This window comes from Streptomyces sp. NBC_00457 (genome assembly GCF_036014015.1).
Taxonomy (GTDB): domain Bacteria; phylum Actinomycetota; class Actinomycetes; order Streptomycetales; family Streptomycetaceae; genus Streptomyces.
The window spans coordinates 4,133,614-4,159,443 of the sequence record NZ_CP107905.1; the positions used below are offsets into that span (position 1 = coordinate 4,133,614).

The 25,830-nt window shown below is 69.4% G+C and carries 20 protein-coding genes and 2 pseudogenes; 13 read left to right on the plus strand and 9 right to left on the minus strand.

All coding sequences use genetic code 11. The features are described from left to right. Positions 1-30: 30 nt before the first annotated feature. Together OG828_RS18585 and OG828_RS18590 are read right to left on the minus strand one after the other, a co-directional pair. Positions 31-411 (minus strand): WhiB family transcriptional regulator, encoded by a 381-nt coding sequence (locus OG828_RS18585; RefSeq protein WP_210577116.1) that lies wholly within the window; start codon positions 409-411, stop codon positions 31-33. A gap of 174 nt (positions 412-585) precedes the next feature. Beyond that, on the minus strand, positions 586-1,281 hold the full coding sequence (locus OG828_RS18590; protein WP_328357715.1) for a DUF1707 SHOCT-like domain-containing protein: 696 nt from the start codon (positions 1,279-1,281) through the stop codon (positions 586-588). Positions 1,282-1,426: 145 nt separating this feature from the next. On the opposite strand from OG828_RS18590, the gene OG828_RS18595 reads away from it, so the two are divergent. Further along, the gene (locus tag OG828_RS18595; protein WP_328501755.1) at positions 1,427-3,094 is read left to right on the plus strand and encodes a fumarate hydratase; all 1,668 of its coding nucleotides are present in this window, start codon (positions 1,427-1,429) and stop codon (positions 3,092-3,094) included. A 393-nt stretch (positions 3,095-3,487) separates the two neighbouring features. Here the strand turns inward: OG828_RS18595 and OG828_RS18600 are convergent, their stop codons facing one another. Then, a complete protein-coding gene (locus OG828_RS18600; RefSeq protein WP_328501756.1) occupies positions 3,488-3,973 on the minus strand; it encodes a hypothetical protein in 486 nt (161 codons plus the stop codon). Positions 3,974-4,114: 141 nt separating this feature from the next. On the opposite strand from OG828_RS18600, the gene OG828_RS18605 reads away from it, so the two are divergent. The 4 genes from OG828_RS18605 (at position 4,115) to OG828_RS18620 (ending at position 10,149) form a co-directional block, all read left to right on the plus strand. Continuing rightward, positions 4,115-5,500, plus strand: a complete 1,386-nt coding sequence (locus OG828_RS18605; protein WP_328501757.1) for a class II fumarate hydratase — start codon at positions 4,115-4,117, stop codon at positions 5,498-5,500. Positions 5,501-5,572: 72 nt separating this feature from the next. Next, positions 5,573-6,265, plus strand: coding sequence for a cytidylyl-2-hydroxypropylphosphonate hydrolase (gene fomD, locus OG828_RS18610; protein WP_328501758.1), 693 nt, complete (start codon positions 5,573-5,575; stop codon positions 6,263-6,265). A gap of 302 nt (positions 6,266-6,567) precedes the next feature. Then, the gene (locus OG828_RS18615; RefSeq protein ID WP_328357727.1) at positions 6,568-8,586 is read left to right on the plus strand and encodes a SpoIIE family protein phosphatase; all 2,019 of its coding nucleotides are present in this window, start codon (positions 6,568-6,570) and stop codon (positions 8,584-8,586) included. Positions 8,587-8,685: 99 nt separating this feature from the next. Next, positions 8,686-10,149, plus strand: a complete 1,464-nt coding sequence (locus OG828_RS18620; protein ID WP_328501759.1) for a catalase — start codon at positions 8,686-8,688, stop codon at positions 10,147-10,149. 143 nt (positions 10,150-10,292) lie between these two features. Here the strand turns inward: OG828_RS18620 and OG828_RS18625 are convergent, their stop codons facing one another. Continuing rightward, the gene (locus OG828_RS18625; RefSeq protein WP_328501760.1) at positions 10,293-12,620 is read right to left on the minus strand and encodes a transglycosylase domain-containing protein; all 2,328 of its coding nucleotides are present in this window, start codon (positions 12,618-12,620) and stop codon (positions 10,293-10,295) included. A 253-nt stretch (positions 12,621-12,873) separates the two neighbouring features. Here OG828_RS18625 and OG828_RS18630 point away from each other — a divergent pair, with 253 nt between their 5' ends. The 5 genes from OG828_RS18630 (at position 12,874) to OG828_RS18650 (ending at position 17,736) form a co-directional block, all read left to right on the plus strand. Continuing rightward, positions 12,874-13,803: an SPFH domain-containing protein gene (locus tag OG828_RS18630; protein WP_328501761.1), complete on the plus strand. Its 930-nt coding sequence runs from the start codon at positions 12,874-12,876 to the stop codon at positions 13,801-13,803. Further along, entirely contained in the window at positions 13,749-14,072 is a 324-nt protein-coding gene (locus tag OG828_RS18635; protein WP_328357737.1) for a hypothetical protein, read from the plus strand. The genes OG828_RS18630 and OG828_RS18635 overlap by 55 nt, the downstream gene beginning before the upstream one ends. Positions 14,073-14,177: 105 nt before the next feature. Then, positions 14,178-14,702 carry a PadR family transcriptional regulator gene (locus OG828_RS18640; RefSeq protein WP_328357740.1) on the plus strand — a complete coding sequence of 175 codons (525 nt, stop codon included), beginning with the start codon at positions 14,178-14,180 and terminating at the stop codon, positions 14,700-14,702. Continuing rightward, positions 14,699-15,385, plus strand: coding sequence for an ABC transporter ATP-binding protein (locus tag OG828_RS18645; RefSeq protein WP_328357743.1), 687 nt, complete (start codon positions 14,699-14,701; stop codon positions 15,383-15,385). Before OG828_RS18640 ends, OG828_RS18645 begins: the two co-directional genes overlap by 4 nt. After that, positions 15,382-17,736 (plus strand): ABC transporter permease, encoded by a 2,355-nt coding sequence (locus OG828_RS18650; RefSeq protein WP_328501762.1) that lies wholly within the window; start codon positions 15,382-15,384, stop codon positions 17,734-17,736. The genes OG828_RS18645 and OG828_RS18650 overlap by 4 nt, the downstream gene beginning before the upstream one ends. Positions 17,737-17,887: 151 nt before the next feature. On the opposite strand, the pseudogene OG828_RS18655 reads toward OG828_RS18650, so the two are convergent. Next, positions 17,888-18,166, minus strand: a pseudogene (locus tag OG828_RS18655) (LysR substrate-binding domain-containing protein); the annotation flags it as partial. On the opposite strand from OG828_RS18655, the pseudogene OG828_RS18660 reads away from it, so the two are divergent. Beyond that, positions 18,167-18,325, plus strand: a pseudogene (locus OG828_RS18660) (peroxiredoxin); the annotation flags it as partial. Positions 18,326-18,330: 5 nt separating this feature from the next. After that, entirely contained in the window at positions 18,331-18,864 is a 534-nt protein-coding gene (locus tag OG828_RS18665) for an alkyl hydroperoxide reductase (protein WP_328501763.1), read from the plus strand. A gap of 54 nt (positions 18,865-18,918) precedes the next feature. On the opposite strand, the gene OG828_RS18670 is transcribed toward OG828_RS18665, so the two are convergent. The 4 genes from OG828_RS18670 to OG828_RS18685 all read right to left on the minus strand — a co-directional run bounded on the left by OG828_RS18670 (position 18,919) and on the right by OG828_RS18685 (position 23,984). Further along, positions 18,919-20,295, minus strand: coding sequence for an AI-2E family transporter (locus OG828_RS18670; protein WP_328501764.1), 1,377 nt, complete (start codon positions 20,293-20,295; stop codon positions 18,919-18,921). Between the two features lie 141 nt (positions 20,296-20,436). Further along, on the minus strand, positions 20,437-21,132 hold the full coding sequence (locus tag OG828_RS18675) for a transglycosylase SLT domain-containing protein (protein ID WP_328357754.1): 696 nt from the start codon (positions 21,130-21,132) through the stop codon (positions 20,437-20,439). Positions 21,133-21,560: 428 nt separating this feature from the next. Continuing rightward, positions 21,561-22,886 carry a PhoH family protein gene (locus OG828_RS18680; RefSeq protein WP_210577099.1) on the minus strand — a complete coding sequence of 442 codons (1,326 nt, stop codon included), beginning with the start codon at positions 22,884-22,886 and terminating at the stop codon, positions 21,561-21,563. 324 nt (positions 22,887-23,210) lie between these two features. Beyond that, positions 23,211-23,984: an isoprenyl transferase gene (locus tag OG828_RS18685; RefSeq protein WP_328357758.1), complete on the minus strand. Its 774-nt coding sequence runs from the start codon at positions 23,982-23,984 to the stop codon at positions 23,211-23,213. A gap of 686 nt (positions 23,985-24,670) precedes the next feature. Between OG828_RS18685 and OG828_RS18690 the strand changes: the two genes are divergently transcribed. Further along, on the plus strand, positions 24,671-25,828 hold the full coding sequence (locus tag OG828_RS18690; RefSeq protein WP_328501765.1) for a winged helix DNA-binding domain-containing protein: 1,158 nt from the start codon (positions 24,671-24,673) through the stop codon (positions 25,826-25,828). Positions 25,829-25,830: the final 2 nt, after the last annotated feature.

A 25,830-nucleotide genomic window follows, 5' to 3' on the forward strand; every position in this document is an offset into this window, starting at 1 on the left:
CGGTGCGGTGGGGGCGCCCCTCTTTGTTGCTCAGCCTGCCTGGGCTATGCGGTCCGTTGTTGTCCTTGCTGCCTTCTTGAGTTCCATGTCGCGGCGGCGGCGCCTTGCCAGGACCACGCGGCGTTCGGCGGCGGTGAGGCCGCCCCAGACGCCGTAGGGCTCGGGTTGCAGCAGTGCGTGCTCGCGGCACTCGACCATGACGGGGCAGCGGGCGCAGACGCGCTTGGCGGCCTCCTCGCGGGAGAGGCGTGCGGCGGTGGGTTCCTTGGAGGGGGCGAAGAACAGGCCGGCCTCGTCGCGCCGGCACACCGCCTCGGTGTGCCAAGGCGCGTCTTGGTCCCTGTCTCGCACTGGCACCCGCGGCGCCGGAGCGGCAGCTACCTGCAGGGACGAATGCGGCGGTTGCAGCACGGTCTACTCCTGACGACGGCTTCGCGAGCGAGAGACGATGCAGCAAGGGATACCCGCTGTGCGCACGCCTATGCACTGTGTTCCGAACCGCTGGAATACGGCGCTTCGTGCGCGATGCCGTGCGGCGCCGGAGACTGATCGAATCCCCTTGGATCAGGCGCCGGTTCACAACCGTCAATGATCCAGATGTTTGCGCAAACCCTTGTCGACCTTGCGGTGGACCCGGTCGAGGATGTCGGCAACCAGCTTGCCCCGCTTGGGCCTTGCCTCGATGTTGCCGAGGACGGCCCAGCCGTCGACGTAGACGACCGGCGCCTGCGATTCCGTCGAATCCAGCGTGTCCACCTCGAAGTTGCCGAGGACACCGCCGCCGGTGCCGCGCAGCGACACGTTCTCCGGGACGCGGACCTCGACGGTGCCGAAGACCGAGATGGCCTTGATCACGACCTGCTGGTACTCGAAGAGGGCCTCACTGAGGTCTATCTCCACGCAGCCGAAGATCGCGTACGCATGGATACGGCGGCCCGCGCGCCAGCGGCCCTTGCGGACGGCGCTGCTGAACACCGCGACCACGTTGTCATCGGGGTCGACCGGGATGGCGCCGGCGGTGGGGCGGTTGGGGGCGGCGGCCGGGGCCGCCCGGCGCTGGTGGGCGGCGGGCAGGTCCTGGATGAAGACGTCCAGCTCGCCCACGGTCTTGGCGGCCAGCACGCCCTCGACCCGCTCGGCGTGCTCGTCGGCGGTGAGGCGGCCCTCGGCGAGCGCCTCGCGCAGGATGTCCGCGACCCGGTCGCGGTCGGCGTCGGAGGCACGGAGCTCGGTGGCGGCGGGCGCGTTCTGCGCGGGCGCGGTGTGCTTCTGAAGGTCCACGACAGCAGCGTACCCAAACGCGATAGATCGCGACTACCCCAACTGAGGATTACCTCACAAGCTCTGCCTCCGACGCAGGTTCTACGCTGGTGGGCGCTGCCGATGGAGGTCAGCCGTCGCGTCTGTCGAGTGAGGAATGGGCGACATGCCTGAGTTCGCGTACACCGATCTGCTCCCCATGGGAGAGGACACCACCCCCTACCGGCTGGTGACCTCAGAGGGTGTCTCCACCTTCGAGGCCGACGGGCGCACCTTCCTCAAGGTCGAGCCTCAGGCGCTGCGCAAGCTCGCCGAGGAGGCCATCCACGACATCCAGCACTATCTGCGGCCCGCGCACCTCGCCCAGCTGCGGCGCATCATCGACGACCCCGAGGCGTCCGGCAACGACAAGTTCGTGGCCCTGGACCTGCTGAAGAACGCGAACATCGCGGCGGCGGGCGTGCTGCCGATGTGCCAGGACACCGGTACGGCGATCGTGATGGGCAAGCGCGGGCAGAACGTGCTGACCGAGGGGGGCGACGAAGAGGCACTCTCCCGCGGCATCTACGACGCGTACCTGAACCTCAACCTGCGGTACTCGCAGATGGCTCCGCTCACCATGTGGGACGAGAAGAACACCGGGTCGAACCTCCCCGCCCAGATCGAGCTGTACGCCACCGACGGCGGCGCCTACAAGTTCCTGTTCATGGCGAAGGGCGGCGGCTCCGCCAACAAGTCGTTCCTCTACCAGGAGACGAAGGCCGTCCTGAACGAGGCCTCCATGATGAAGTTCCTGGAGGAGAAGATCCGTTCGCTGGGTACGGCCGCCTGTCCGCCGTACCACCTGGCGATCGTGGTGGGTGGTACGAGCGCGGAGTACGCCCTCAAGACCGCCAAGTACGCCTCCGCGCACTACCTGGACGAGATCCCGGCCGAGGGCTCGCCGCTCGGGCACGGGTTCCGGGACAAGGAGCTGGAGGAGAAGGTCTTCGAGCTGACGCAGAAGATCGGGATCGGGGCGCAGTTCGGGGGGAAGTACTTCTGCCATGACGTGCGGGTGGTGCGGCTGCCGCGGCACGGTGCGTCCTGCCCGGTCGCCATCGCCGTGTCCTGCTCGGCCGACCGGCAGGCCGTCGCGAAGATCACCGCGGAGGGTGTTTTCCTGGAGCAGCTGGAGACGGACCCGGCGCGGTTCCTGCCGGAGACGACGGACGAGCATCTCGACGAGGCCTCCGACGTGGTGCGCATCGACCTCAACCAGCCGATGGACGACATTCTCGCCGAGCTGACCAAGTACCCGGTGAAGACCCGGCTTTCGCTCACCGGGCCGCTGGTGGTCGCCCGTGACATCGCGCACGCCAAGATCAAGGAGCGGCTTGACGCGGGTGAGGAGATGCCGCAGTACCTGAAGGACCACCCGGTGTACTACGCGGGGCCGGCGAAGACGCCCGAGGGGTACGCGTCCGGGTCCTTCGGGCCGACCACCGCCGGGCGCATGGACTCCTACGTCGAGCAGTTCCAGGCGGCGGGCGGGTCCAAGGTGATGCTGGCGAAGGGCAACCGTTCGCAGCAGGTCACCAACGCATGTGACGCTCACGGGGGCTTCTACCTCGGCTCCATCGGCGGCCCGGCCGCCCGCCTCGCCCAGGACTGCATCAAGAAGGTCGAGGTCGTCGAGTACGAGGAGCTCGGCATGGAGGCCGTCTGGAAGATCGAGGTCGAGGACTTCCCGGCGTTCATCGTCGTCGACGACAAGGGCAACGACTTCTTCCAGGACCCGGCGCCGGCGCCGACATTCACGTCGATCCCCGTGCGGGGACCGGGGCTGGCGTAGCGACTCCGGTGCGGCGGGGAAGAATCTCGCCCCCGCCGCCCCTACCCGTCCCATCCCCCAGGGGCTCCGCCCCTTCAACCCCGCCAGGGGGCTCCGCCCCCTGAACCCCCGCGGGGCTCCGCCCCTGCACCCCGCCGAGCCTCTGCCCCTGGACCCCACCGGGGCACCGCCCCTAGACCCCCGCGGGGCCCTGCCCCTGCACCCCGCAGGGGCTCCCCCTGGACCCCCGCGGGGCCCTGCCCCTGCACCCCGCAGGGGCTCCCCCTGGACCCCCGCGGGGCTCCGCCCCTGCACCCCGCCACGGGCTCCGTCCCCCTGGACCCCACCGGGGCTCCGCCCCCTGCACCCCGGCGCTCCCCCGCCCCTCAAACGCCGGAGGCGCTGAGGATCCGGTCAGTCCCTGACTCGGAATTCCAGCTTCTGGTAGTCCCCGTCGTCGGTTGCGTGGATGGAGCCGCGTGCCTCGTCGTAGTCGCCGGTTCCGCCGGTGATGGCGATGTCGAAGGTGGGCAGTTCCTCGGACTCCTGCGTCGGGTCGAACTGCATGAGGGCCTGGCCGGTGAGGTGGCCGCCGGGTACTGCGAACGTGCCGGTGCATTGAAGGTCGGCCGGGTTGCCGAGGCGGACTACCGTGCAGGTCACGCCGTCGCGGCCGACCTTTTCGCCGCCCTTGGTGCGATAGAGGTCGTCGGCGAAGGAGAAGGCGTCTCCGAGGCTGGGCGGTCCGCCCTCGCCGTCCTCCTGGGCGGGGACCTCCCTGGCGTAGAGCGTGAAGTCCTCGTCTCCGTCGGTGGCGGACACGGGGTGTGAGGCGCCGAGAGCGACGGCTGCGAACAGGCAGGTCCCGAACGTGGCGAGTCGCCTGAGGTTGGGGCGCATGTCCTGCCTCCTGTGGGGTGGTGGATCCCCCCTCGACCCTTCATTGTCCGACCATCACTCCGTGCTCGCCCGGTGAGCAGCCGGGTCGCCGCCCGGCCCCAGGCCCGGAACATCGCGGCGCCCCCGATCGCTATAGCCGGTATGAGCGACTACCGCATCGAGCACGACTCCATGGGCGAGGTCCGCGTCCCGGCGGACGCCAAGTGGCGGGCCCAGACCCAGCGCGCCGTCGAGAACTTCCCCATCTCCGGGCAGCGCATCGAGCGCGCGCACATCGAGGCGCTCGCGCGGATCAAGGGGGCCGCGGCGAAGGTCAACGCGCGGCTGGGGGTGCTCGACGAGGACGTCGCCGAGGCGGTCCAGGAGGCGGCCCGTGAGGTCGCCGAGGGACGGTGGGACAAGCACTTCCCGGTCGACGTGTTCCAGACCGGCTCGGGGACCTCGTCCAACATGAACACCAACGAGGTCATCGCCACGCTGGCGAGTGAGCGGCTGGGCAAGGCCGTGCATCCGAACGACCACGTCAACGCCTCGCAGTCGTCCAATGACGTCTTCCCGTCCTCCATCCACATCGCCGCCACCGCCGCCGTCACCCGCGACCTCGTCCCCGCCCTCGAACACCTCGCGGCCTCCCTCACCCGCAAGTCGGAGGAGTTCGCCGATGTCGTGAAGTCGGGGCGGACGCATCTCATGGATGCCACGCCCGTGACCCTGGGGCAGGAGTTCGGCGGGTACGCCGCCCAGATCCGGTACGGCGTCGAGCGGCTGTACGCCTCCCTCCCCCGCCTCGCCGAACTGCCCCTCGGCGGCACCGCCGTCGGCACCGGCATCAACACCCCGCCCGGTTTCTCCGCCGCCGTCATCGAGGAAGTGGCGAGGGCGACCGGGCTTCCGCTCACCGAGGCCCGCGACCACTTCGAGGCGCAGGGCGCGCGGGACGGGATCGTGGAGACGAGCGGGCAGCTGCGGACCATCGCCGTGGGGCTCACGAAGATCGCCAACGATCTGCGGTGGATGGCGTCCGGGCCGCGGACCGGGCTCGCGGAGATCAGCCTGCCCGACCTGCAGCCCGGGTCCTCGATCATGCCGGGCAAGGTCAACCCGGTCATTCCGGAAGCCGTCCTCATGGTCAGCGCCCAGGTCATCGGCAATGACGCCACCGTCGCCACCGCCGGGGCCGCCGGGAACTTCGAGCTGAACGTCATGCTGCCGGTCATCGCCAAGAACGTGTTGGAGTCGATCCGCCTGCTGGCCAACGCCTCCCGGCTGCTCGCCGACCGGACCGTGGACGGGATCGTCGCGCACCGGGAGCGGGCGCGCGAGTACGCCGAGTCGTCACCCTCCGTGGTCACCCCGCTGAACAAGTACATCGGGTACGAGGAGGCCGCCAAGGTCGCCAAGAAGGCGCTCGCGGAACGGAAGACGATCCGTCAAGTGGTGCTGGAGAGCGGATATGTGGAGCGGGGCGACCTGACCGTGGAGCAGCTGGACGAAGCGCTGGACGTGCTGCGCATGACGCACCCGTAACCAAAGGTTCCGCCCGCGTGAACCGTGACGCGCACCGCAGCGTCGTATGCCTGTGACACCTAATATCTGTGCATGCCAGACGACGGAGCGGTGAGACGAGTGGAAGCGGACGGTACGACGGCCTTCTGGGCGCCCGGGAGCCGGATCCTGTGGCGCTACCGGGAGAACGCCGGCGACCGCTTCCACATCGCCCGCCCCGTGACCGTCGTCCGGGACGACGCGGACGTCCTCGCCGTCTGGCTGGCGCCCGGCACCGAGTGTGTCAGGCCGGTGCTCGCGGACGGGACTCCCGTCCACCAGGAGCCGCTGCGGTCGCGCTACACCAAGCCGCGGACCGTACAGCGCGACCGCTGGTTCGGCACCGGTGTGCTGAAGCTGGCGCGGCCGGGCGAGCCCTGGTCGGTGTGGCTGTTCTGGGAGCCGGGCTGGCGGTTCAAGAACTGGTACGTCAACCTCGAAGAGCCGCTGGCGCGTTGGGACGGCGGGGTGGACTCCGAGGACCACTTTCTGGACATCTCCGTCCACCCGGACCGCAGTTGGCACTGGCGGGACGAGGACGAGTTCGCGCAGGCCCAGCGGGACGGACTGATGGACGCCGAAGGCGCCGAGCGGGTACGGGCGGCGGGCCGGGCCGCGGTGGAGACGATCCGCGCCTGGGGGCCGCCGTTCTCGGACGGCTGGCAGCACTGGCGCCCGGATCCGTCGTGGGCTGTACCGTCACTGCCGGAGGACTGGCACTGCACGCCCGCGCACGTGTCCACATGAGACCCTTGATGCGCCCCCGGGCCACAACCGTAGGATCGTCCTCCACAAGTGATTTACAGCAGTAACTCCCGGCACATGCGCCGGGCCTGACCATACGTCACCGAGGGGCGGCAGGACGTGAGCGAGGGGTACGAGGGCAACACCGGTACGGACCATGGTCCGTCCGCCGGTGGCACAGGAACAGCCTTTCATCACGCGGGAATTCCGTTCCTGGGGCACGTATTCCGGGTATCGGCATTTCGGCGGGACGCATTGCGCGCCTGGCGCGCAGTCATGGCCCCGGACGGACGGATTCGACACGCGTGACGGAGCAGCCGACCTCCTTCGAGCGCCCTGAGACCGGCGCCGGCCCCACGGACCCCCGCGGGGCGCTCCTGCGTACCCCCGGCGCGGGGGCGCGCGCCTCCGCCTTACCGGCACAGGCCCGCACCGGCGAGACGCCGCCCGCGGGCACGCCTGTCGGTGACACGGAGCACTCCCAGCCCGCAGCCGTCGAGCCGGATCACCACCGTCCGCGGCCCGTTCCCGAGGGGGTCGCTGTTCAGCACGGCACCGAAGACGACATGTCCCGCCAGGACCGCCGTACCGGCCAGGGGGTGGCACCCGGCCGGCCCACGCCGATGCGGCGGGACGGGGACCGGCTGCGCTTCGTCGGCGCCGCGACCCGGCGGATCGCCCGCGGTATCGACCTCGACGAGATCGTGATGGGGCTGTGCCGGGCGACCGTACCGACGTTCTCGGACGCGATCCTGGTCTATCTGCGCGACCCGCTGCCGGTCGGCGACGAGCGGCCCACCGGCCCGGTGGTGCTGCGGCTGCGCCGTACCGACCGGATCCCGGAGGAGCGGGACACCGAGGGCGGTTTCGCGCCCGTGCCGCAGGCCGAGCCGACGGATCTCACGCCGGCCGGCGCGGACCTGTGCGAGGTACTGCCCGGCGGTGCGCTGAACGAGGTGCTGCGCGGCGTGCGCCCGGTCTTCGCCGACGCCCCCGCGGCCCGCGCCGCGCTGCCCGAACTCCTCGGCGACGACGTGGCCGTACCCGGCGGCCAGCGCGCCATCCTCGCCCCGCTGCGCGGCCGGCGCCGGGTCATCGGCGCCGCGCTCTTCCTGCGCCGCCCGGAACGCATGGCCTTCGAGCCCGACGACCTCCTCGTCGCCGCCCAGCTCGCCACGCACAGCGCGCTCGGCATCGACAAGGCGGTGCTGTACGGCCGTGAGGCGTACATCGCCGACGAGCTGCAGCGCACCATGCTGCCCGAAAACTTGCCCAAGGCCACCGGCGTACGGCTGGCGTCCCGCTACCTCCCGGCCGCCGAGACCGCACGCGTCGGCGGCGACTGGTACGACGCCATCCCGCTGCCGGGCAGCCGCGTGGCGCTCGTGGTGGGCGACGTCATGGGGCACTCCATGACCTCCGCCGCGATCATGGGCCAGCTGCGCACGACGGCGCAGACCCTCGCCGGGCTCGACCTGCCGCCGCAGGAGGTCCTGCACCACCTCGACGAACAGGCCCAGCGCCTGGGCACCGACCGCATGGCGACCTGCCTGTACGCCGTCTACGACCCGGTGTCGCACCGCATCACCATCGCCAACGCCGGCCATCCGCCGCCCGTGCTGCTGCATCTCGGCGGTCGGGCGGAGGTGCTGCGGGTGCCGCCCGGCGCGCCCATCGGTGTCGGCGGCGTCGACTTCGAAGCCGTAGAGCTGGACGCGCCAGCCGGAGGGACCCTGCTCCTCTATACGGACGGGCTGGTCGAGTCCCGGCTGCGGGACGTGTGGACCGGCATAGAGCAGCTGCGCGAGAAGCTCGCCGCGACCGCGCAGCTGACCGGGCCCGACCATCCGCCGCCGCTGGAGGCGCTCTGCGACGAGGTGCTCGACATGCTCGGCCCCGGCGACCGGGACGACGACATCGCGCTGCTCGCCGCCCGCTTCGACGGGATCGCACCCAACGATGTGGCGTACTGGTTCCTGGAGCCGGAGGAGATGGCGCCCGGCAAGGCCCGGCGGCTGGCCCGGCGCGCACTCGCCCGCTGGGACATGGAGGAGCTCACCGACTCGGTGGAGCTGCTGGTCAGCGAGGTCGTGACCAATGCCGTGCGCTATGCGACCCGGCCGATCACGCTCCGGCTGCTGCGCACCGACGTACTGCGCTGCGAGGTCGGTGACGATGTGCCGCAGCTGCCGCGGCTGCGGCAGGCGCGGGCCACGGACGAGGGCGGACGCGGGTTGTATCTGGTGAACCGGCTGGCCCGGCGCTGGGGTGCGACGCGGCTGAGCACGGGGAAGGTGGTCTGGTTCGAGCTGAACCGGACTTAGACCAGATCCAAATGTTGCCGTTGTCCCGACGACGGAGTTGACTGGCTGGCGTGAGCGAAGCGACCTGACCGATCCCCCATGCAAGACGGGAGGACGCTCGTGACGCAGACACCCCAGCAGGTTCCGTACACCACGGACAACCATGGGATCCCGGTGGAGAGCGACGAGCACTCGCTGACCATCGGGTCCAACGGTCCCATCCTGCTCCAGGACCACTACCTCATCGAGAAGATGGCCCAGTTCAACCGGGAGCGGGTCCCGGAGCGTGTGGTGCACGCCAAGGGCAGTGGCGCATACGGCACCTTCGAAGTGACCAATGACGTCAGCCAGTTCACCAAGGCCGGCCTGTTCCAGCCCGGCAGGCGCACCGAGATGCTGGCGCGCTTCTCGACCGTCGCGGGTGAGCTCGGCTCCCCCGACACCTGGCGCGACCCTCGCGGCTTCGCGCTGAAGTTCTACACCGAGCACGGCAACTACGACCTGGTCGGCAACAACACGCCGGTCTTCTTCGTCCGTGATCCACAGAAGTTCCAGGACTTCATCCGCTCCCAGAAGCGCCGCCCGGACAACGGGCTGCGTGACAACAACATGCAGTGGGACTTCTGGACCCTCTCCCCCGAAAGCGCGCACATGGTGACGTGGCTGATGGGCGACCGGGGCATCCCGAAGACGTACCGCAACATGAACGGGTACTCCTCCCACACCTATATGTGGGTCAACGGCGGCGGCGAGAAGTTCTGGGTCAAGTACCACATCAAGACCGACCAGGGCATCGACTTCCTCACCCAGGCGGACGCCGACCGGCTCGCGGGCGAGGACGCCGACTGCCACCGCCGCGATCTGTTCGAGGCGATCCAGCGCGGCGAGCACCCGTCCTGGACGGTCCATGTGCAGGTGATGCCGTTCGAGGACGCCCCCGACTACCGGTTCAACCCGTTCGACCTGACCAAGGTGTGGCCGCACGGCGACTACCCGCTGATCGAGGTCGGCCGGATGACCCTCAACGAGAACCCCGAGGACTACTTCATCCATATCGAGCAGGCCGCGTTCGAGCCGTCCAACCTGGTGCCGGGCATCGGTCCGTCGCCGGACAAGATGCTGCTCGGCCGGCTCTTCTCGTACCCGGACACGCACCGTTATCGCATCGGCCCCAACTATGCGCAGCTGCCGCCGAACCGGCCCCGCTCGGCGGTCAACTCGTACGCGAAGGACGGCCCGATGCGGTACGAGCCCGCCCGCACGGGTGCTCCGTACGCGCCCAACTCGTACGGCGGTCCGGCCGCGGCGGTCCAGCAGTTCGGTGATGTCGCCGGGTGGCAGGCGGCGGGGGAGATGGTGCGGGAGGCGTACAAGCTGCACCGCGAGGACGACGACTTCGGCCAGCCGGGGACGATGGTTCGGCAGGTGCTGGACGATGCGGCCCGCGGGCGGCTGGTCTCCAATGTCAGCGGGCACCTGAAGCAGGGGGTTACGCGGCCGGTGGTGGAGCGTGCTGTGCAGTACTGGCGCAACATCGACAAGGAGATCGGGGATCGGATCGCGCACGAGGTCAACGGGAGGTAGGCGCTCTGTTCGGGGGGCGCAGTGTTGTTGTGCGGCGGCGGGTCGTGGGGGCTGGTCGCGCCCACGCGGCGGAGCCGCATATCGATACAGCCCCGCGCCCCTAAGTCGGTCGGGGCGCCCAGCGATTGCCGGGCGCCCCCTGCCTAAAGTCCCGGATCCGGGTCTATCGGGTCCTCCGGATCGCCGTCCGGCGGTGGTGGTGACGTCGTGGGTGTCTGGCTCGGGGTCTGAGAGGGCGTCTGACTCGGGGTCTGAGAGGGTGTCTGGCTCGGAGTCTGAGAGGGCGGGGCCTCGCTGGTCGGCTCCTCCGACGTCGGCTCGTCGCTCGGGGTCTCGGTGGGCTGCTGGGTGGGCGTCGGGGTCGGAGTCGGCTCCACGCCCGCGCCCTGGGTGGTGTCCAGGTCGAACTCGGCGTCCGTCTTGGTCACGCCGAACATGTACGCCGCCCAGATCTGGGCCGGGATCCCGCCGCCGTTGACCCTGCCCTTGCCCGGCAGGGTGCCGGTCGCGCCCTTCATGTCGACCTGGTTGCCCTCCTTGATCTTGCCGCGGGTCTTGGCGGCTTCGCCGAACATGCCGACCGAGGTCACCAGGTCCGGCGTGTAGCCGGTGAACCAGGCCGACTTGCCGAAGTCGGAGGTACCCGTCTTGCCGGCGACCTCCTGGCCGTCGCGGGCCGGGTTGTCGCGCACCGACTTGCGGGCCGTACCGTCGTCGACCACGCCGGTCAGCACCGAGGTCACGGTGTCGGCGGCCTCCCGGCTGATCACCTGCTCGCCGATCGGGTCCGGCATCTTGATCGTCCGGTCGTTCTGCTCGGCCGACGCGATGAGGGTCGGGGTGACCTTCTTGCCGTGGTTGTCGAGGGTGGCGTAGACCCCGGCCATCTGCAGCGGGCTGGCGCCCATGGTGCCGAGGGTGTGTGAGGCCCGCGGCGTCAGATCCGCGGTGTCCATGCCGAGCTTGGTGGCCGTCTCCATCATCTTGTCCAGGCCGACGTCGATGCCCATCTGCGCGAACACCGAGTTGATGGACTTGTTCGTCGCCGTCTGCACGGTGACGTCGCCGTAGTCGACGTCGTCCTCGTTCGGCGGGGCGAAACCGATCTTCTTGCCGTCGGCCACGACGGGCCGCTTGCTCGTGCCGTCGTAGACCGTGCGCGCGCCGATCGTCGTGCCGTCCTGCGTCTTGGCCTTGTTCTCCAGGGCGGCGGCGAGGATCACCGGCTTGAACGTCGACGCGGGCTGGTAGTCCGTCCTCGTCGCGTTGGAGCGGTAGTGCTTGAAGTAGTCCGCACCGCCGTAGAGGGCGACGATCTTGCCGGTCTTGGGATCGACGGAGACGGCGCCCGCCTGGATGTCCGCGTCGACGGGCCGCTTTTCGGGGTCCAGCTTGCTGATCAGCTGGGTCTTGGCCGCCTTCTCCAGCTGCGCCTGCTTCTTCTTGTCGATGTTCAGGGTGATGGTCCAGCCCTGTCCCTTCACCTGGGACTCCGCCTCGGAGCGGGAGAGACCTTCCTGCTTCATCAGCTGGTTCTCGAGCTGTGTGTTGGCGAGCTCGACCAGATAGCCCTTCTGCCCCTCGAGACCGGCGGCGGCCTTCGGTGGCTCCGGCACCGGGAACTCCATGGCCTGGCGCTTGGCGGAGTCCAGCCAGTCCATCTCGACCATGTTGTCCAGGACGTAGTTCCAGCGCTCCTTCACCAGTTTCTTACCGGTTTCGGAGGCGACGGCCCAGTCGTAGGTGCTCGGGGCCTGGAGGAGAGCGGAGAGGTACGCGCCCTGCTCGACCGAGAGATCCTCGGCATCGACCCGGTAGTACGCCTGCGCGGCGGCCTGGATGCCGTAGGCGTTGCGGCCGAAGTAGCTGGTGTTGAGGTAGCCCGCGAGGATGTCGTCCTTGGACATCTGGCGGTCCACCTTCAGGGAGATGACGATTTCCTGCAGCTTGCGGGAGACCGTCTGTTCCTGGCTCAGGTAGTAGTTCTTGACGTACTGCTGCGTGATCGTCGAACCACCCTGGGCGCCCTTGCCGGACAGCGTGTTGAACACACCGCGGGCCGTGCCCTTCAGGTCGATGCCGGCGTCGTTGTAGAAGGTCTTGTTCTCGGCGGCGACGAAGGTGTTCCGGACGTCCTTGGGCACCTCGGACAGGTCCACGATCTCGCGGTTGACCTTGCCGTCGCGGGCCAGGACATCGCCGTTGCTGTACTTGTAGACGTTGCTCTGGAGCTTCGCGGCCTGCGCCGCCGCGTTGCCGTCGGGGACGTCGACGACCAGGTACAGCACGATGAAGCCGCCGATGCCGAGCAGGCAGACGCCGAGGAACGTGCCGAGCAGCTTCTTCCACGTGAACAACCGGCGTATGAAGCTCTTGCCGTCGTTCTTCCCGGGCGCTCGACGCGAGCGGCGCCTGGGCGCGGCGCGGTGGCCACCGCGCTGCCGCGCTCGTCTCTCTTCCGCTCGTCCCATGGCTCCGTCTGCTCCGCTTCCGTCGTCGGCTGTCACACAGGTTGCACGCTCAGGTCAGCTCAGAAAGCTAACACCGCCGTATGTGACAAAGGGCGTGCGATCCGGGCTTTTACGGACGTGAGAATCAGCACCTGTCCCAACAGAACCGACGACTGAGAGGCGGTTAGGGTTGCTGTCGTGGGGTAATCTGATATCAGTTAGATAGGACGAAGCTAAGCGAGCAACAGCTCCATCGAGAACCGGGGGAACACCCATGACCACGCACGACACCGCACCCGACCTCCCCGACATGCCCGAACCGCGCGTCCGCGAATTCGCCGCGCACAGCATCGGCGGCGGGCTCGCGCTGCTGCTCGGTCTCGTCGGGCTGCTGGGCGGGATCGGGATGATCGTGGCCGCTACGGCGGTCTCCGGGGCCGGCGGCAAGGCCGCGCTGATCGTCGGCGGCATCGTCGTCGCCATCGCCGCGTTCCTCGCGATGTGCGGGCTGAACATGGTGGCGCCCGGCGAGGCCCGCGTGGTCCAGCTCTTCGGGCGGTACCGGGGGACGATCCGGCAGGACGGGCTGCGCTGGGTGAACCCGCTGACGTCACGCACCAAGATCTCGACCCGGGTACGCAATCACGAGACCGCGGTCCTGAAGGTCAACGACGCCTACGGCAACCCGATCGAACTCGCCGCGGTCGTCGTATGGAAGGTGCAGGACACCGCCCAGGCCACCTTCGAGGTCGACGACTACTTCGAGTTCGTCTCCACGCAGACGGAGGCGGCCGTCCGGCACATCGCCATCGAGTACCCGTACGACGCCCATGACGAGGAAGGGCTGTCGCTGCGCGGCAACGCCGAGGAGATCACGGAGAAGCTCGCTGTCGAGCTGCACGCGCGCGTGGAGGCGGCCGGCGTCCAGATCATCGAGTCCCGCTTCACGCACCTCGCCTACGCGCCGGAGATCGCCTCGGCGATGCTCCAGCGGCAGCAGGCGGGCGCGGTCGTCGCCGCGCGGCGGCAGATCGTGGACGGGGCGGTCGGGATGGTCGAGGCGGCGCTCGCCCGGATCACCGAGCAGGACATCGTGGAGCTGGACTCTGAGCGGAAGGCGGCGATGGTGTCCAACCTGATGGTCGTGCTGTGCGAGGACCGCTCGGTGCAGCCGGTGCTCAACACGGGGACCCTTTACCAGTGACGGATCCTTCTGAGGCTTCCTCGAAGAACGAGCCCTCCTCGACGAATGAGGCCTCCTCGGAGAAGCGGCGGCCGCAGCAGCGCAAGCAGGTGCTGCTGCGGCTGGACCCGTCGGTGTACGAGGCGCTGGCGCGGTGGGCCGGGGACGAACTGCGGTCGGCCAATGCGCAGATCGAGTTCCTGCTGCGGAAGGCGCTGGCGGAGGCGGGCCGGCTGCCGGGTGAGGCACGTCCGATTCCGCGTCGTGGACGTCCGCCCTCGCAGCAGTAGCAGAACCGTGACAATCACGCCCCACCTGCACCGCCGTACGCCCCGTGGCGCCCTACACACTCGACGTATACACGCGGGGTATACGCGCTGTGTACAGTCCTCCTCATGTCCATCGGTCACACCCTCCTGGGGCTCCTGGAGTCCGGCCCGCGTCACGGTTACGACCTGAAGCGGGCCTTCGACGAGAAGTTCGGTCACGACCGGCCGCTGCACTACGGCCAGGTCTACTCGACGATGTCCCGGCTGCTGAAGAACGGGCTCGTCGAAGTCGACGGGATCGAGCCCGGCGGCGGTCCGGAACGCAAGCGGTACGCGATCACCGAGGCCGGCATCACCGACGTACAGCAATGGCTGGCGACGCCGGAGAAGCCGGAGCCGTATCTGCAGTCGACCCTGTACACCAAGGTCGTTCTCGCGCTGCTGACGCACCGGAACGCCGCCGACATCCTCGACACCCAGCGTTCGGAGCATCTGCGGCTGATGCGGATCCTCACCGACCGCAAGCGCAAGGGCGATCTCGCGGACCAGCTGATCTGCGACCACGCCCTGTTCCATCTGGAAGCCGATCTGCGCTGGCTGGAGCTGACGGCCGCGCGTCTGGACAAGCTCGCCGAGGCGGTGACCCGATGACCCCCGCAGGCTCCCTGCTCGTCGCGACCGATCTGCGCAAGGCGTACGGTCCGACCACGGCGCTCGACGGCGCCGAGTTCTCCATCCACCCCGGCGAGGTCGTCGCCGTCATGGGCCCCTCGGGCTCAGGAAAGTCGACTCTGCTGCACTGTCTCGCGGGCATCGTGCCGCCCGACTCCGGGTCGATCACCTACAACGGCCGTGAGATGGCCACCATGGGCGACGCCGAGCGCAGTGCGCTGCGGCGGAGCGAGTTCGGGTTCGTGTTCCAGTTCGGCCAGTTGGTGCCCGAACTCACCTGCGTCGAGAACGTCGCCCTGCCGCTGCGGCTCAACGGGACGAGCCGCAAGGAGGCCGAGAAGGCCGCCCTGTCCTGGATGGAGCGGCTGGAGGTCGACGATCTGCGCAAGAAGCGGCCCGGCGAGGTGTCCGGCGGTCAGGGGCAGCGGGTCGCCGTCGCCCGCGCGCTGGTGACCAACCCGCGTGTGTTGTTCGCCGACGAGCCGACCGGCGCGCTGGACTCGCTCAACGGCGAGCGTGTGATGGACCTGCTCACGGACGCCGCCCGGTCCACCAACGCCGCCGTCGTGCTGGTCACGCACGAGGCCCGGGTGGCCGCGTACTCGGACCGCGAGATCGTCGTACGGGACGGCAAGTCCCGGGACATGGAGCGCGTCGTATGAACGTGCGGCAGTGGACGAGGGACCTGGGCATGGGGGTCCGGTTCGCGTTCGCCGGGGGGCGCGAGGGCTGGGTCCGGGTCCTGCTGACGGGCGTCGGCGTCGGGCTCGGGGTGGCGCTGTTGCTGCTGACGACGGCGCTGCCGAGCGCGCTGGACGCCCGGAGCGCCCGGGAGGCCGCCCGGTCGGACATCAACTACGGCAGCGATGAAATGCCGAAGGCGGACAACACTCTGCTGGTCGCGGCCAGCGGTACGACCTTCCGCGACAAGACCATCCGCGGGCGGGACGTGCAGCCCGAGGGTCCGAAGGCGCCGCTGCCGCCGGGCGTCGAGAAGCTTCCGGCGGCCGGCGAGATGGTGGTCTCCCCCGCGCTGAAGAAGCTGCTCGGCTCCGACGAGGGGAAGCTGCTGCGGGAGCGGCTGCCGCAGAAGATCGTCGGGACCATCGGGGACAGCGGGCTGATCGGCCCCACCGACCTCTCCTTCTACCGGGGCGGCGAGGGCCTTGCGGCGCAGCTGACCAGCGGTGGGGTGGTGCGGATCGATGAGTACGGGCGGCAGAGCCAGGGCTCGGAGCCGCTGGACCCCGTCCTGCTCCTGCTGGTCCTCGTCGTCTTCGTGGTACTGCTGATGCCGGTCGGGGTGTTCATCGCCGCGGCCGTGCGGTTCGGCGGCGAGCGGCGGGACCGGCGGCTCGCGGCACTGCGGCTGGTCGGTTCCGACAGCCGGATGACCAAGCGGGTGGCGGCGGGCGAGGCTCTCGCGGGGGCCGCTGTCGGGCTGGTCCTCGGCACGGGCTTCTTCCTGGTCGGCCGTGAGATCGCGGGCTCCACGGAGGTGTTCGACGTCAGCGTCTTCCCGAGCTACCTCAACCCCTCGCCCGCGCTGGCCCTGCTGGTCGCGATCCTCGTGCCGGCGGCCGCGGTGCTGGTCACGCTGCTCGCGCTGCGGGGGGTCGTCATCGAGCCGCTGGGTGTCGTCCGTACGGCGAAGCCCGCGCGGCGCCGGCTGTGGTGGCGGCTGCTGCTGCCGCTGGCCGGGCTTGCGATGCTCTACCCGATGATCGGCCAGGGCCGCGACGACGGGGACTTCAACCAGTACCTCGTCATCGGCGGTGTGATGCTGCTGCTCGTCGGTGTGACCGCGCTGCTGCCGTGGATCGTCGAGACGGTGGTCGGCAAGCTCGGCTCGGGCGGCATCGCCTGGCAACTGGCCGTGCGCAGGCTCCAGTTGAGCAGCGGCACGGCGGCCCGCATGGTCAACGGCATCGCGGTCGCGGTGGCCGGGGCGATCGCGCTGCAGATGCTGTTCGCCGGGGTCGAGAGCGACTACACCAAGCCGACGGGCCAGGATGTCACCCGGGTGCAGATGCAGGTGAACCTGCCGGACGGGGTGCCTCTCGCGCAGTCCGCGTCGAAGTTCCGGGACACCGACGGGGTGCGGAAGGTCTACGCCTACACCGAGGGATACGTCAGCGACAAGGCCATGGACGGCGAGCTCAACTCCCGGGTCACCGTGGGCGACTGCGCCTCGCTGCGCGAGGTGGCGAGCCTGCCGTCGTGCCGTGACGGGGACATCTTCGCCGTGCAGGGCGCCGAGAACGGCGAGAACACGGTCGACAACGGCGTGAACACGGAGGAGCTGGCGAAGCCCGGCCGCACGGTGTACTTCGACTCGGGGTACGAGGGCGGGCCCAAGACCGAGCCACTCGCCTGGACCCTGCCGTCGACGCTGAAGAAGGCTCAGGCCCGCGTCGACATGACCGGCTCGGAGCGGGACGGCCTCATGGTCACCCCCAAGGCGCTGCCCGCGGGCGCCGTGCCCGGCATGAGCGGCCAGATCTACCTCAACCTCGACGAGTCCGTACCGGACGTGTACGACCTTGTCCGGAACACGACGGCCACGTTCGACCCGATCAACGAGCCGATGATGTGGGCCTCCACCGAGACCGCCGAGCGCTACGACTCCATCCGCACCGGCCTGTTCGTCGGCGCCGCGTGTGTCCTGGCGTTGATCGGCGCGAGCCTGCTGGTGTCGCAGCTGGAGCAGTTGCGGGAGCGCAAGAAGCTGCTGTCGGCGCTGGTCGCCTTCGGCACCCGGCGGCGCACGCTGAGCCTGTCGGTGCTGTGGCAGACGGCGATCCCGATCGCCCTCGGCCTGGTCCTGGCCTCGGTGGTAGGCCTCACGCTGGGCGCGGTACTGCTCAAGATGACGGAGACCGCGATCACCGTCGACTGGTCGAGCGTCCTGGTGATGATCGGCGCCGGCGCGGCAGTCGTCGTCGCCGTCACCCTGCTCAGCCTCCCACCACTGCTGCGACTGATGCGACCGGACGGACTGCGCACGGAGTAGCTGAGCGCTGAGCTGGAAGGGCCGCGCTGTGCCGTCGGTCGTCTGCGGCGCCGTCGTGGCTGGTCGCGCCCGCGCGGCGGAGCCGCACATTGATACAGCCCCGCGCCCCTTCGGGGCGCTGCCGAACCGCAGCGGACTTCACCCGACCTGCTCAGTCACCGTTCTCCACCACCCGCACGGGAAGCGGCCGCAGCGCCTCACGGAGCGCTGCGGCCAGTTCCTCGTATTCGGCGACGCGTGCCGCGCCCGAGCGCATGGTGAGGGCGATTCGGCGGGTCGGGGCGGGGTCGGCGAAGTAGCCGGTGAGGAGTTGGTTGCTGCGGGTCGTCTCGACCTTGACGGCGGTGCGCGGCAGCAGGGTCACGCCGAGTCCGCCCGCGACGAGCTGGACGAGGGTGGACAGCCCGGCGGTCGTGGTGGTCACCGGCGCGAGATCCAGTTCTCCATGGTGACCGCCGGCTCCGTCGGCCGTAGCCCCAAGGAGGTCCTGCGGGTCCTGGACGCCCTGCAGACCGACGAGCTGTGCCCGTGCAACTGGACCAAGGGCGAGGGCACACTGGACCCGGTCAAGCTGCTTGCCGGAGAGTGAGTGACATGTCCCTCGACACCCTCAAGTCCGCCATACCGGACTACGCCAAGGACCTGAAGCTCAACCTGGGCTCGGTCATCGGCAATTCGGACCTCCCGGCGCAGCAGCTCTGGGGCACCGTCCTCGCGACCGCCATCGCCTCCCGCTCCCCGATCGTCCTGCGCCAGCTGGCCCCCGAGGCGAAGGCGAACCTCTCGCCTCAGGCGTACACGGCGGCCAAGTCCGCCGCCGCGGTCATGGCGCTGAACAACGTCTTCTACCGCACCCGCCATCTGCTCTCCGACCACGAGTACGGCACCCTGCGCGCCGGCCTCCGGATGAACGTCATCGGCAACCCCGGCGTCGACAAGGTCGACTTCGAGCTGTGGTCCTTCGCCGTCTCCGCCATCAACGGCTGCGGCATGTGCCTCGACTCCCACGAGCAGGTCCTGCGCAAGGCGGGCGTGGACCGCGAGGTCGTCCAGGAGGCCTTCAAGATCGCCTCGGTGATCCAGGCGGTCGGCGTGACGCTGGACGCGGAAGCGGTGCTCTCCGAGTGACACCCGGCTGTCGGGGCCCCGTTCACCTCAGCGGTGAGCGGGGCCCTTTCGGTTCTACGACTGCTGCGGCGGCGTGTCCCTGGGCTGCACCGGCGCCACGTCCATGGCGGTGGCTCCCCGGGGACGCGGAGAGTGCCGCAGAGCGGCCTCCTGGGAGTACGCCTTCAGATAGCTGCCGACCGTGTTCGTCACCGCCACCAGCGGCACCGCGACGATCGCGCCGCCGATGCCCGCGACCAGGCCACCCGCCGCCACCGCCAGCACCACGGCCAGCGGATGGACGCGGACCGCCCGCCCGAGGATGAACGGCTGCAGGATGTGACCCTCGATCTGCTGGACCGCGGGCACGACCGCCAGGGTCATCACCGCGGTGAAGACGCCCTGGGTCACCAGTGCCACCACGACGGCCAGGGCGCCCGAGGCCACCGCGCCCACCAGCGGGATGAAGGAGAACAGGAAGATGAAGACGGCCAGGGGGACGGCCATCGGCACGTCCAGGAAATATATGCCGATGCCGATGAAGACGGCGTCGATCAGGGCCACCAGCACCGTGCCGCGGACGTACGCCGTGAGCGTCCGCCATGCGCGCGGGCCGGCCCCGGCGACACCGGGACGGGCGGCCGCCGGCACGAGCTTCAGCGTCCACTCCCAGATGCGCTTGCCGTCGTAGAGGAGGAACAGCGTCGAGAAGGCCGCCAGCAGTATGCCGGTGAGCGCCTCGACGATGACCGTCACGCCCTCCAGGCCCGCGGAGGTGATCTCGTCGGTGTTGGCGCCGATCGCCTCGCGCAGATTCTCGGCGATGTCGTTGATCTGCTTGTCGGTGACGTGGAACGGGCTGTTGAGCAGCCAGTTGCGCAGCTCGTCGATGCCGTCCTGGATCTGGTCGGAGAGGTTGTCGATGTTCTCCATGACCTGCCAGGTCACGAACCAGCCGATGAGCCCGATCACGACGAAGCCGAGGATCGCGGTGAGCGCGGTGGCGATGCCGCGCGGTACGCCGTACCGCCGCAGCCGCGTCACGGCGGGCTCCAGCAGCGCGGTGATCAGCAGCGCGGCCACGAAGGACAGCACGACGAGCTGGACGGCGCTGATGACCCGCATCAGCACCCAGAGCGTGCCCGCGAGGACCAGCAGCCGCCAGCCGGCCTCGGCGGCGACCCGTACTCCCCAGGGCACGGCGAGCGCGGGCTCGGGACGGTCGGGGCGGGTGGCGACCTCGGGGGCGTAGTCGGGCGGTGGCGGGACCTTCTCCAGGGTCTTCTCCGAGGTCTTGTCCGAGGTCTTGTCCGAGGTCTTCTTGGACGGACTGTCGGCAGCGACCGGCCCGACGTCGGCCCGCTCCACCTCGGCGCGGCGCTGGTCCAGCCGCTCTCCGATCTCGGTCAGTCCGGCACCCAGCCGACTGAGCCACCCTGGTACTCGCGACATGATCCGTCCCTTGCCCCCGTCTGTCCCCACCGCTCCCCCCGGAGTCGTCCGGTCCGACCGTACATGGCCTGCTGCTGAGAGCCGAAAGCCCCTCACCGAAGGACGGTGAGGGGCTCGGAAAGGTTGAGCGAACGGAAGGGCTCAGTACCAGCTGTTGGCCTGCCAGAAAGCCCAGGCGTCGCACGGGCTGCCGTAGCGGTCGTTCATGTAGCCGAGGCCCCACTTGATCTGCGTGGCCGGGTTGGTCTGCCAGTCGGAGCCGGCGGACGCGTACTTGCCGGCGGGCAGAGCCTGGAAGAGGCCGTAGGCACCGGAGGAGGGGTTGACGGCCTTGTAGTTCCAGTCGGACTCGTGGTCCACGATGTTGCTGAAGCACTGGAACTGGTCGCTCGACACCATCGACTGCGCCATCGCCTGGATCTCCGCGATGGAGTACGAGCTCTGGGGAGCGAAGTCGGAGGCGTCACGCGTGGCGCTGCGGCTCGCCGCCTCTTCCGCCTCCGCGCGTTCCTTGGCCGCCTGCGCCGCCTTCTCGGCGGCTTCCTTCTTCTCGACCGCGGACTGGGCGGCGGCCTTGCGGGCAGCCTCCTCGGCGTCCTTCTTGGCGGTAGCGTCCGCGGCGATGGCCTGAGTCTCGGCCTGCTGAGTGAGGGATGCGGTCTGGACCTGGGCCTGCTGGCCCGCGGGTATGTCCGCGAGCAGCGTCAGGTCGGCTGCCGCGGCTTCGGCGTCGTTGTTCTGTGCGGTGCTGCCCGAGGCAACGCCGACGACACTTCCGACAGCGGTGACCGCGGTGGCCGAAGCCACTGCGAATCCCCGGACCGAGATCCGGCTCACACGGTTTCCTTCCAGCATCGCCCGCTTAGGTGACCCTCGCGGACGCAATCGTGCCCCTGAACGCTGGCCTCCCAACTGCGGGGTCACGGGAGGCACGGGCCCGGTGGGCAACTCCCGTGAGGGGAGCGCCGCTTGGTGCGCGGGCGGCATACGACGTCGACTATGCAGTTGGCTGGTGTAGCTGTGGTGCCGTACCGCTGGGGGTACAGGTGTGTCGTATGCGGGGCCTGACAGGACTGAGACTCTGCCGTAACCGGACGCCGGGTGGCAATTCTGAGTTGCGTGTGAAAGCTCACATCCCGTTTGACCCAGGGGATTCTGAGAAACCGCAACACGCGAAGGCGCCGCCCAACTAGGCTCTGAGCCTTTGTTGGACGGCGCCAACTGCCAGGTAACCGGCCCTAATTGGGCATCGGCTGGCAGACCTCTCAGACCACCCCGTCTTCGAGCATTTCGGTCACAAGCGCGGCGATCTGCGACCTCTCGGACCGCGTGAGCGTGACATGCGCGAAGAGCGGATGCCCCTTCAACTTCTCGACGACGGCGACGACACCGTCGTACCGGCCGACCCGCAGATTGTCCCGCTGGGCCACGTCATGGGTGAGAATCACCCGCGAATTGGCGCCGATTCGGGACAGAACGGTCAGCAGTACGTTCCGCTCGAGGGACTGCGCCTCGTCCACGATCACGAACGCGTCGTGCAGCGAGCGTCCGCGGATGTGGGTGAGCGGCAGGATCTCCAGCATCCCGCGCGCGCTGACCTCCTCGATGACCTCGCGGCTGGTGACCGCGGACAGCGTGTCGAAGACCGCCTGAGCCCAGGGGCTCATCTTCTCGGACTCGGAACCCGGCAGATAGCCGAGCTCCTGCCCGCCCACCGCGTACAGCGGACGGAAGACCATGATCTTCTCGTGCTGACGGCGCTCCAGAACCGCTTCCAGGCCCGCGCACAGCGCCAGCGCCGACTTACCGGTGCCGGCCCGCCCGCCCATCGAGACGATCCCGACGTCCGGGTCGAGGAGCAGGTCCAGCGCGATCCGCTGCTCCGCGCTCCTGCCCTTGACGCCGAACGCCTCCCGATCCCCGCGCACCAGCCGGATGTTGCCCTCGGGCGTCACCCGCCCCAGCGCCTTGCCGCGCTCGGACTGGATGGTCAGACCGGTGTGCACGGGCAGCTCGGACGCCTCGGGGACATAGACCGTCCCCTCCTCGAAGAGGATGTCCACCTGCTCGCCGGGCAGGGTCAGTTCGGACATTCCGGTCCAGCCGGAGGCGTCCGTGATGGCAAGCTCGGCGCGGTACTCCTCGGCGAGGAGACCGACCGAGGACGCCTTGATCCTGAGCGGGAGGTCCTTGGACACGACGGTGACGTCGAACCCCTCGGCCTGCAGATTGCGGGCGACCGCGAGGATGCGGGAGTCGTTGTCCCCCAGGCGGTAGCCGGACGGCAGAACGCTGGGGTCCGAGTGGTTGAGCTCGACACGGACGGTGCCGCCGAGGTCCCCGATCGGGATGGGAGCATCGAGACGGCCATGCCGCACCCGGAAGTCGTCCAGCAGGCGCAGCGCCTGCCGGGCGAAGTACCCGAGTTCGGGATGGTGCCGTTTGGCCTCCAACTCCGTCACCACGACGATCGGCAGCACGACTTCGTGCTCGTCGAAGCGGTTCAGGGCGTTCGGGTCGGCCAGCAGGACGCTGGTGTCGAGAACATAAGTGCGCCGGTCGGGCTTGCGGCGCTTTGTGCTGGTCACCACGGAAGGACGTACCCCCTCGGAAGAGGTCGGGGAGCGACGGAGAGGAGCTGGACCGGTCGACGGCCGCATTGCACGGGCCGAGAACCGGCCCTCCGCTGCTTCGTCCGCGCGGTGAACGCACGATCGGGCTGGTGCAAAGGGCCTCCCGGGCGGACGGCCCCGTGCCGTCCGCTGAGATCCGACACCCGTGGTTCGGGTGTCGACCTGACTGGCTTATGCCCTCGAACGTGCGATGCCATGCCACGGCATATGACGGCGCGCTGGTGAACTCTTTGTTACTTCCGCCCCAGAGAGGGTGACTTTTACTTCCTCGGGTACGGCGGTTCAGCCGCCGTAACGCCGGTGGCGCGCGGCGTAGTCGCGCAGGGCGCGCAGGAAGTCGACCTTACGGAAGGCCGGCCAGAAGACCTCACAGAAGTAGTACTCCGAGTGGGCCGTCTGCCAGAGCATGAATCCGGACAACCGCTGCTCGCCGCTGGTGCGGATGACGAGGTCCGGGTCGGGCTGGGCGCCGGTATAGAGGTGCCGGCCGATGGTCTCGACGTCGACGGTGTCGGCCAGCTTCTCCAGCGAGATGCCCTTGTCGGAGGCCTCCAGCAGCATCGAGCGGACCGCGTCGGCGATCTCCTGGCGACCGCCGTAGCCGATGGCGACGTTGACGACTATGCCGTCGATGCCGGCCGTGGTCTCCTCGGCTTCCTTGAGGGTGGTCTGCATCTGCTGCGGCAGCAGGTCGAGCGTGCCGACGTGGTGGACGCGCCAGCGGCCGTCGGTGGCGAGGGTCCGTACGACGTCCTCGATGATGCCGAGGAGCGGGACGAGTTCCTCCTGCGGGCGGTCGAAGTTGTCCGTCGAGAGCAGCCAGAGGGTGACGACCTCGACGTCCGTCTCGGAGCACCAGCCGAGGAATTCCTCGATCTTCTCCGCGCCGGCGCGGTGACCGTGCACGGTGGTGGAGCCCGCTGCCTTTGCCCAGCGTCGGTTGCCGTCCATGATGACGCCGATGTGCTTGGGCACCTGAGCGTGGTCCAGGTGGCCTTCCACCCGGCGTGCGTACAGCCTGACGAGCAGGCTGCGCAGCTTGTCGCGCAGGTTCACGTGATTGTCAGCCCCTCCGTGCGGATGCGGTCCCCGCGGAGCGAGGGTACCGCCGTGGGGGTGGGGGCCTGTATTCCGGGTGCGGGTTGTTGGGGGCTGGTCGCGCAGTTCCCCGCGCCCCTTGCGGACGTTGCAGCAGGCCTGCGCCGGGAGGTGCCCTCACTCACACAAAAAAACGGGCCGGTCCGTGGGGGGGAGACGGACCGGCCCGAGGGGGGGTTTCCACCATAACCCTTTGTAAGTGATGCTGGGTGCATCGGCGTGCCACAACTACTCTCCGGAGTCGGGTGGCGACGGCACGATGGCGGCAAATAGCCCTGTTCCGGGCGGGGTCGTGGCCGGATTGCAGCGATGTGGACGGCTCGGCGAGTCGGCGTGCATCCCCCGGGCGGGTGACCCCGTCAGTGAACGTTCGCTTGACGGGGCGCGGTACCGCGCAGCCCCCTCCTCTGCGCGGTACCGGCCGCGCAGCTTTGCTGGCGCGAATTGCCTTGGTCTGAACTTACGTGAGGTGTCGGCCGGGTGCGAGCCACCTGCGATAACAATGTGGAAACTGTGCATGATCCATCAATACGAAGGGCGAATCTCTAGAAAAGCACCAATAGACCGGTTTGCGCATACTTGCCTTCCCTATCTCCTCGGCATCGCGGACAGCTTCCGGCCTACTTCCGCCCTACCGTCGTCCCATGACCTTGAGGATCGGTTGGGACGAGGCGAGCGCACGTCGGCTGGAACGGCAATTCCTGGCCAACCCTGCTCAGGCGGGTGGGGACGTGGCCGCCGTGGTCTCCGCCATGCTGGGCGCGCATGCGCAGGTGCTGTCTGCGGCGGAGTTGTCGGTGGGGGTGCGGACGGTCGGCGTGACCCGGACGGATGTGCGGGCCGCGCTCTGGGAGGACCGCTCGCTCGTGAAGACGCACGGCCCGCGCGGAACGGTGCATCTGCTCCCGGCGGACGAACTTCCCCTCTGGAGCGCCGCGTTGACGGTGATCCCGTCGGGCCCGAGCCCTTTCGCGCCCGGTGCGCGTATGACGGACGAGCAGGTGGCGCAGGTCGTGGCCGCGATCGGCGACGCGCTGGACGGCGTATGCCTGACGGTGGACGAGCTGAGCGAGGAGGTCGTGGCGCGCACGGGGCCCTGGGCCGGGGACCGGGTGATGCCCGCGTTCCAGGACATGTGGCCGCGCTGGCGTCAGGTGATGCACCGGGCGGGGCAGTCGGGTGCCCTGTGCTTCGGCCCGAACCGCGGTCGCAAGGTGACGTACACCCGCCCGCCGGCCTTCGATCCGCTGCCGCCGGAGCGGGCGCTGGGGATGCTTGTACGCCGGTATCTGCGCGCGTACGGGCCCGCGACCCCGCGGCACTTCGCGAAATGGCTTGCTGCTCCTGGGGGTTGGGCGGGCGCGCTGTTCGGCACGCTCGCGGAGGCCGGGGAGATCGAGGAGGTGGACTTCGAGGGCGGGCCGGCGTGGGTGGCGGCGGGGGACATCGGGTTTCCGGAGGGTGGCCGCCGGGCCGGCGGCGTCCGGCTGCTGCCGTACTTCGACGCGTACGGCATCGCCGCCCAGCCGCGTGAGCGACTGTTCCGGGGTCCGGCGTACGAGAGGGCTCTGGCCGGCGGTCAGGCCGGCAACTACCCCGTGCTGCTGGTCGACGGCGTGGTGGCGGGCGTGTGGCACCAACGGCGCCAGGGACGTCGTACGACCGTCACGGTGGAGCCGCTGGGGCGGCTGACGGCGCGGCAGGAACGGGAGTTGGGGCAGCAGGTGGAGCGGGTCGGGGAAGTGCTGGAGGCGCGGCCGGAGTTGGTGATCGGGACGGTGACGTCGGGCCCGCACGCGTAGGG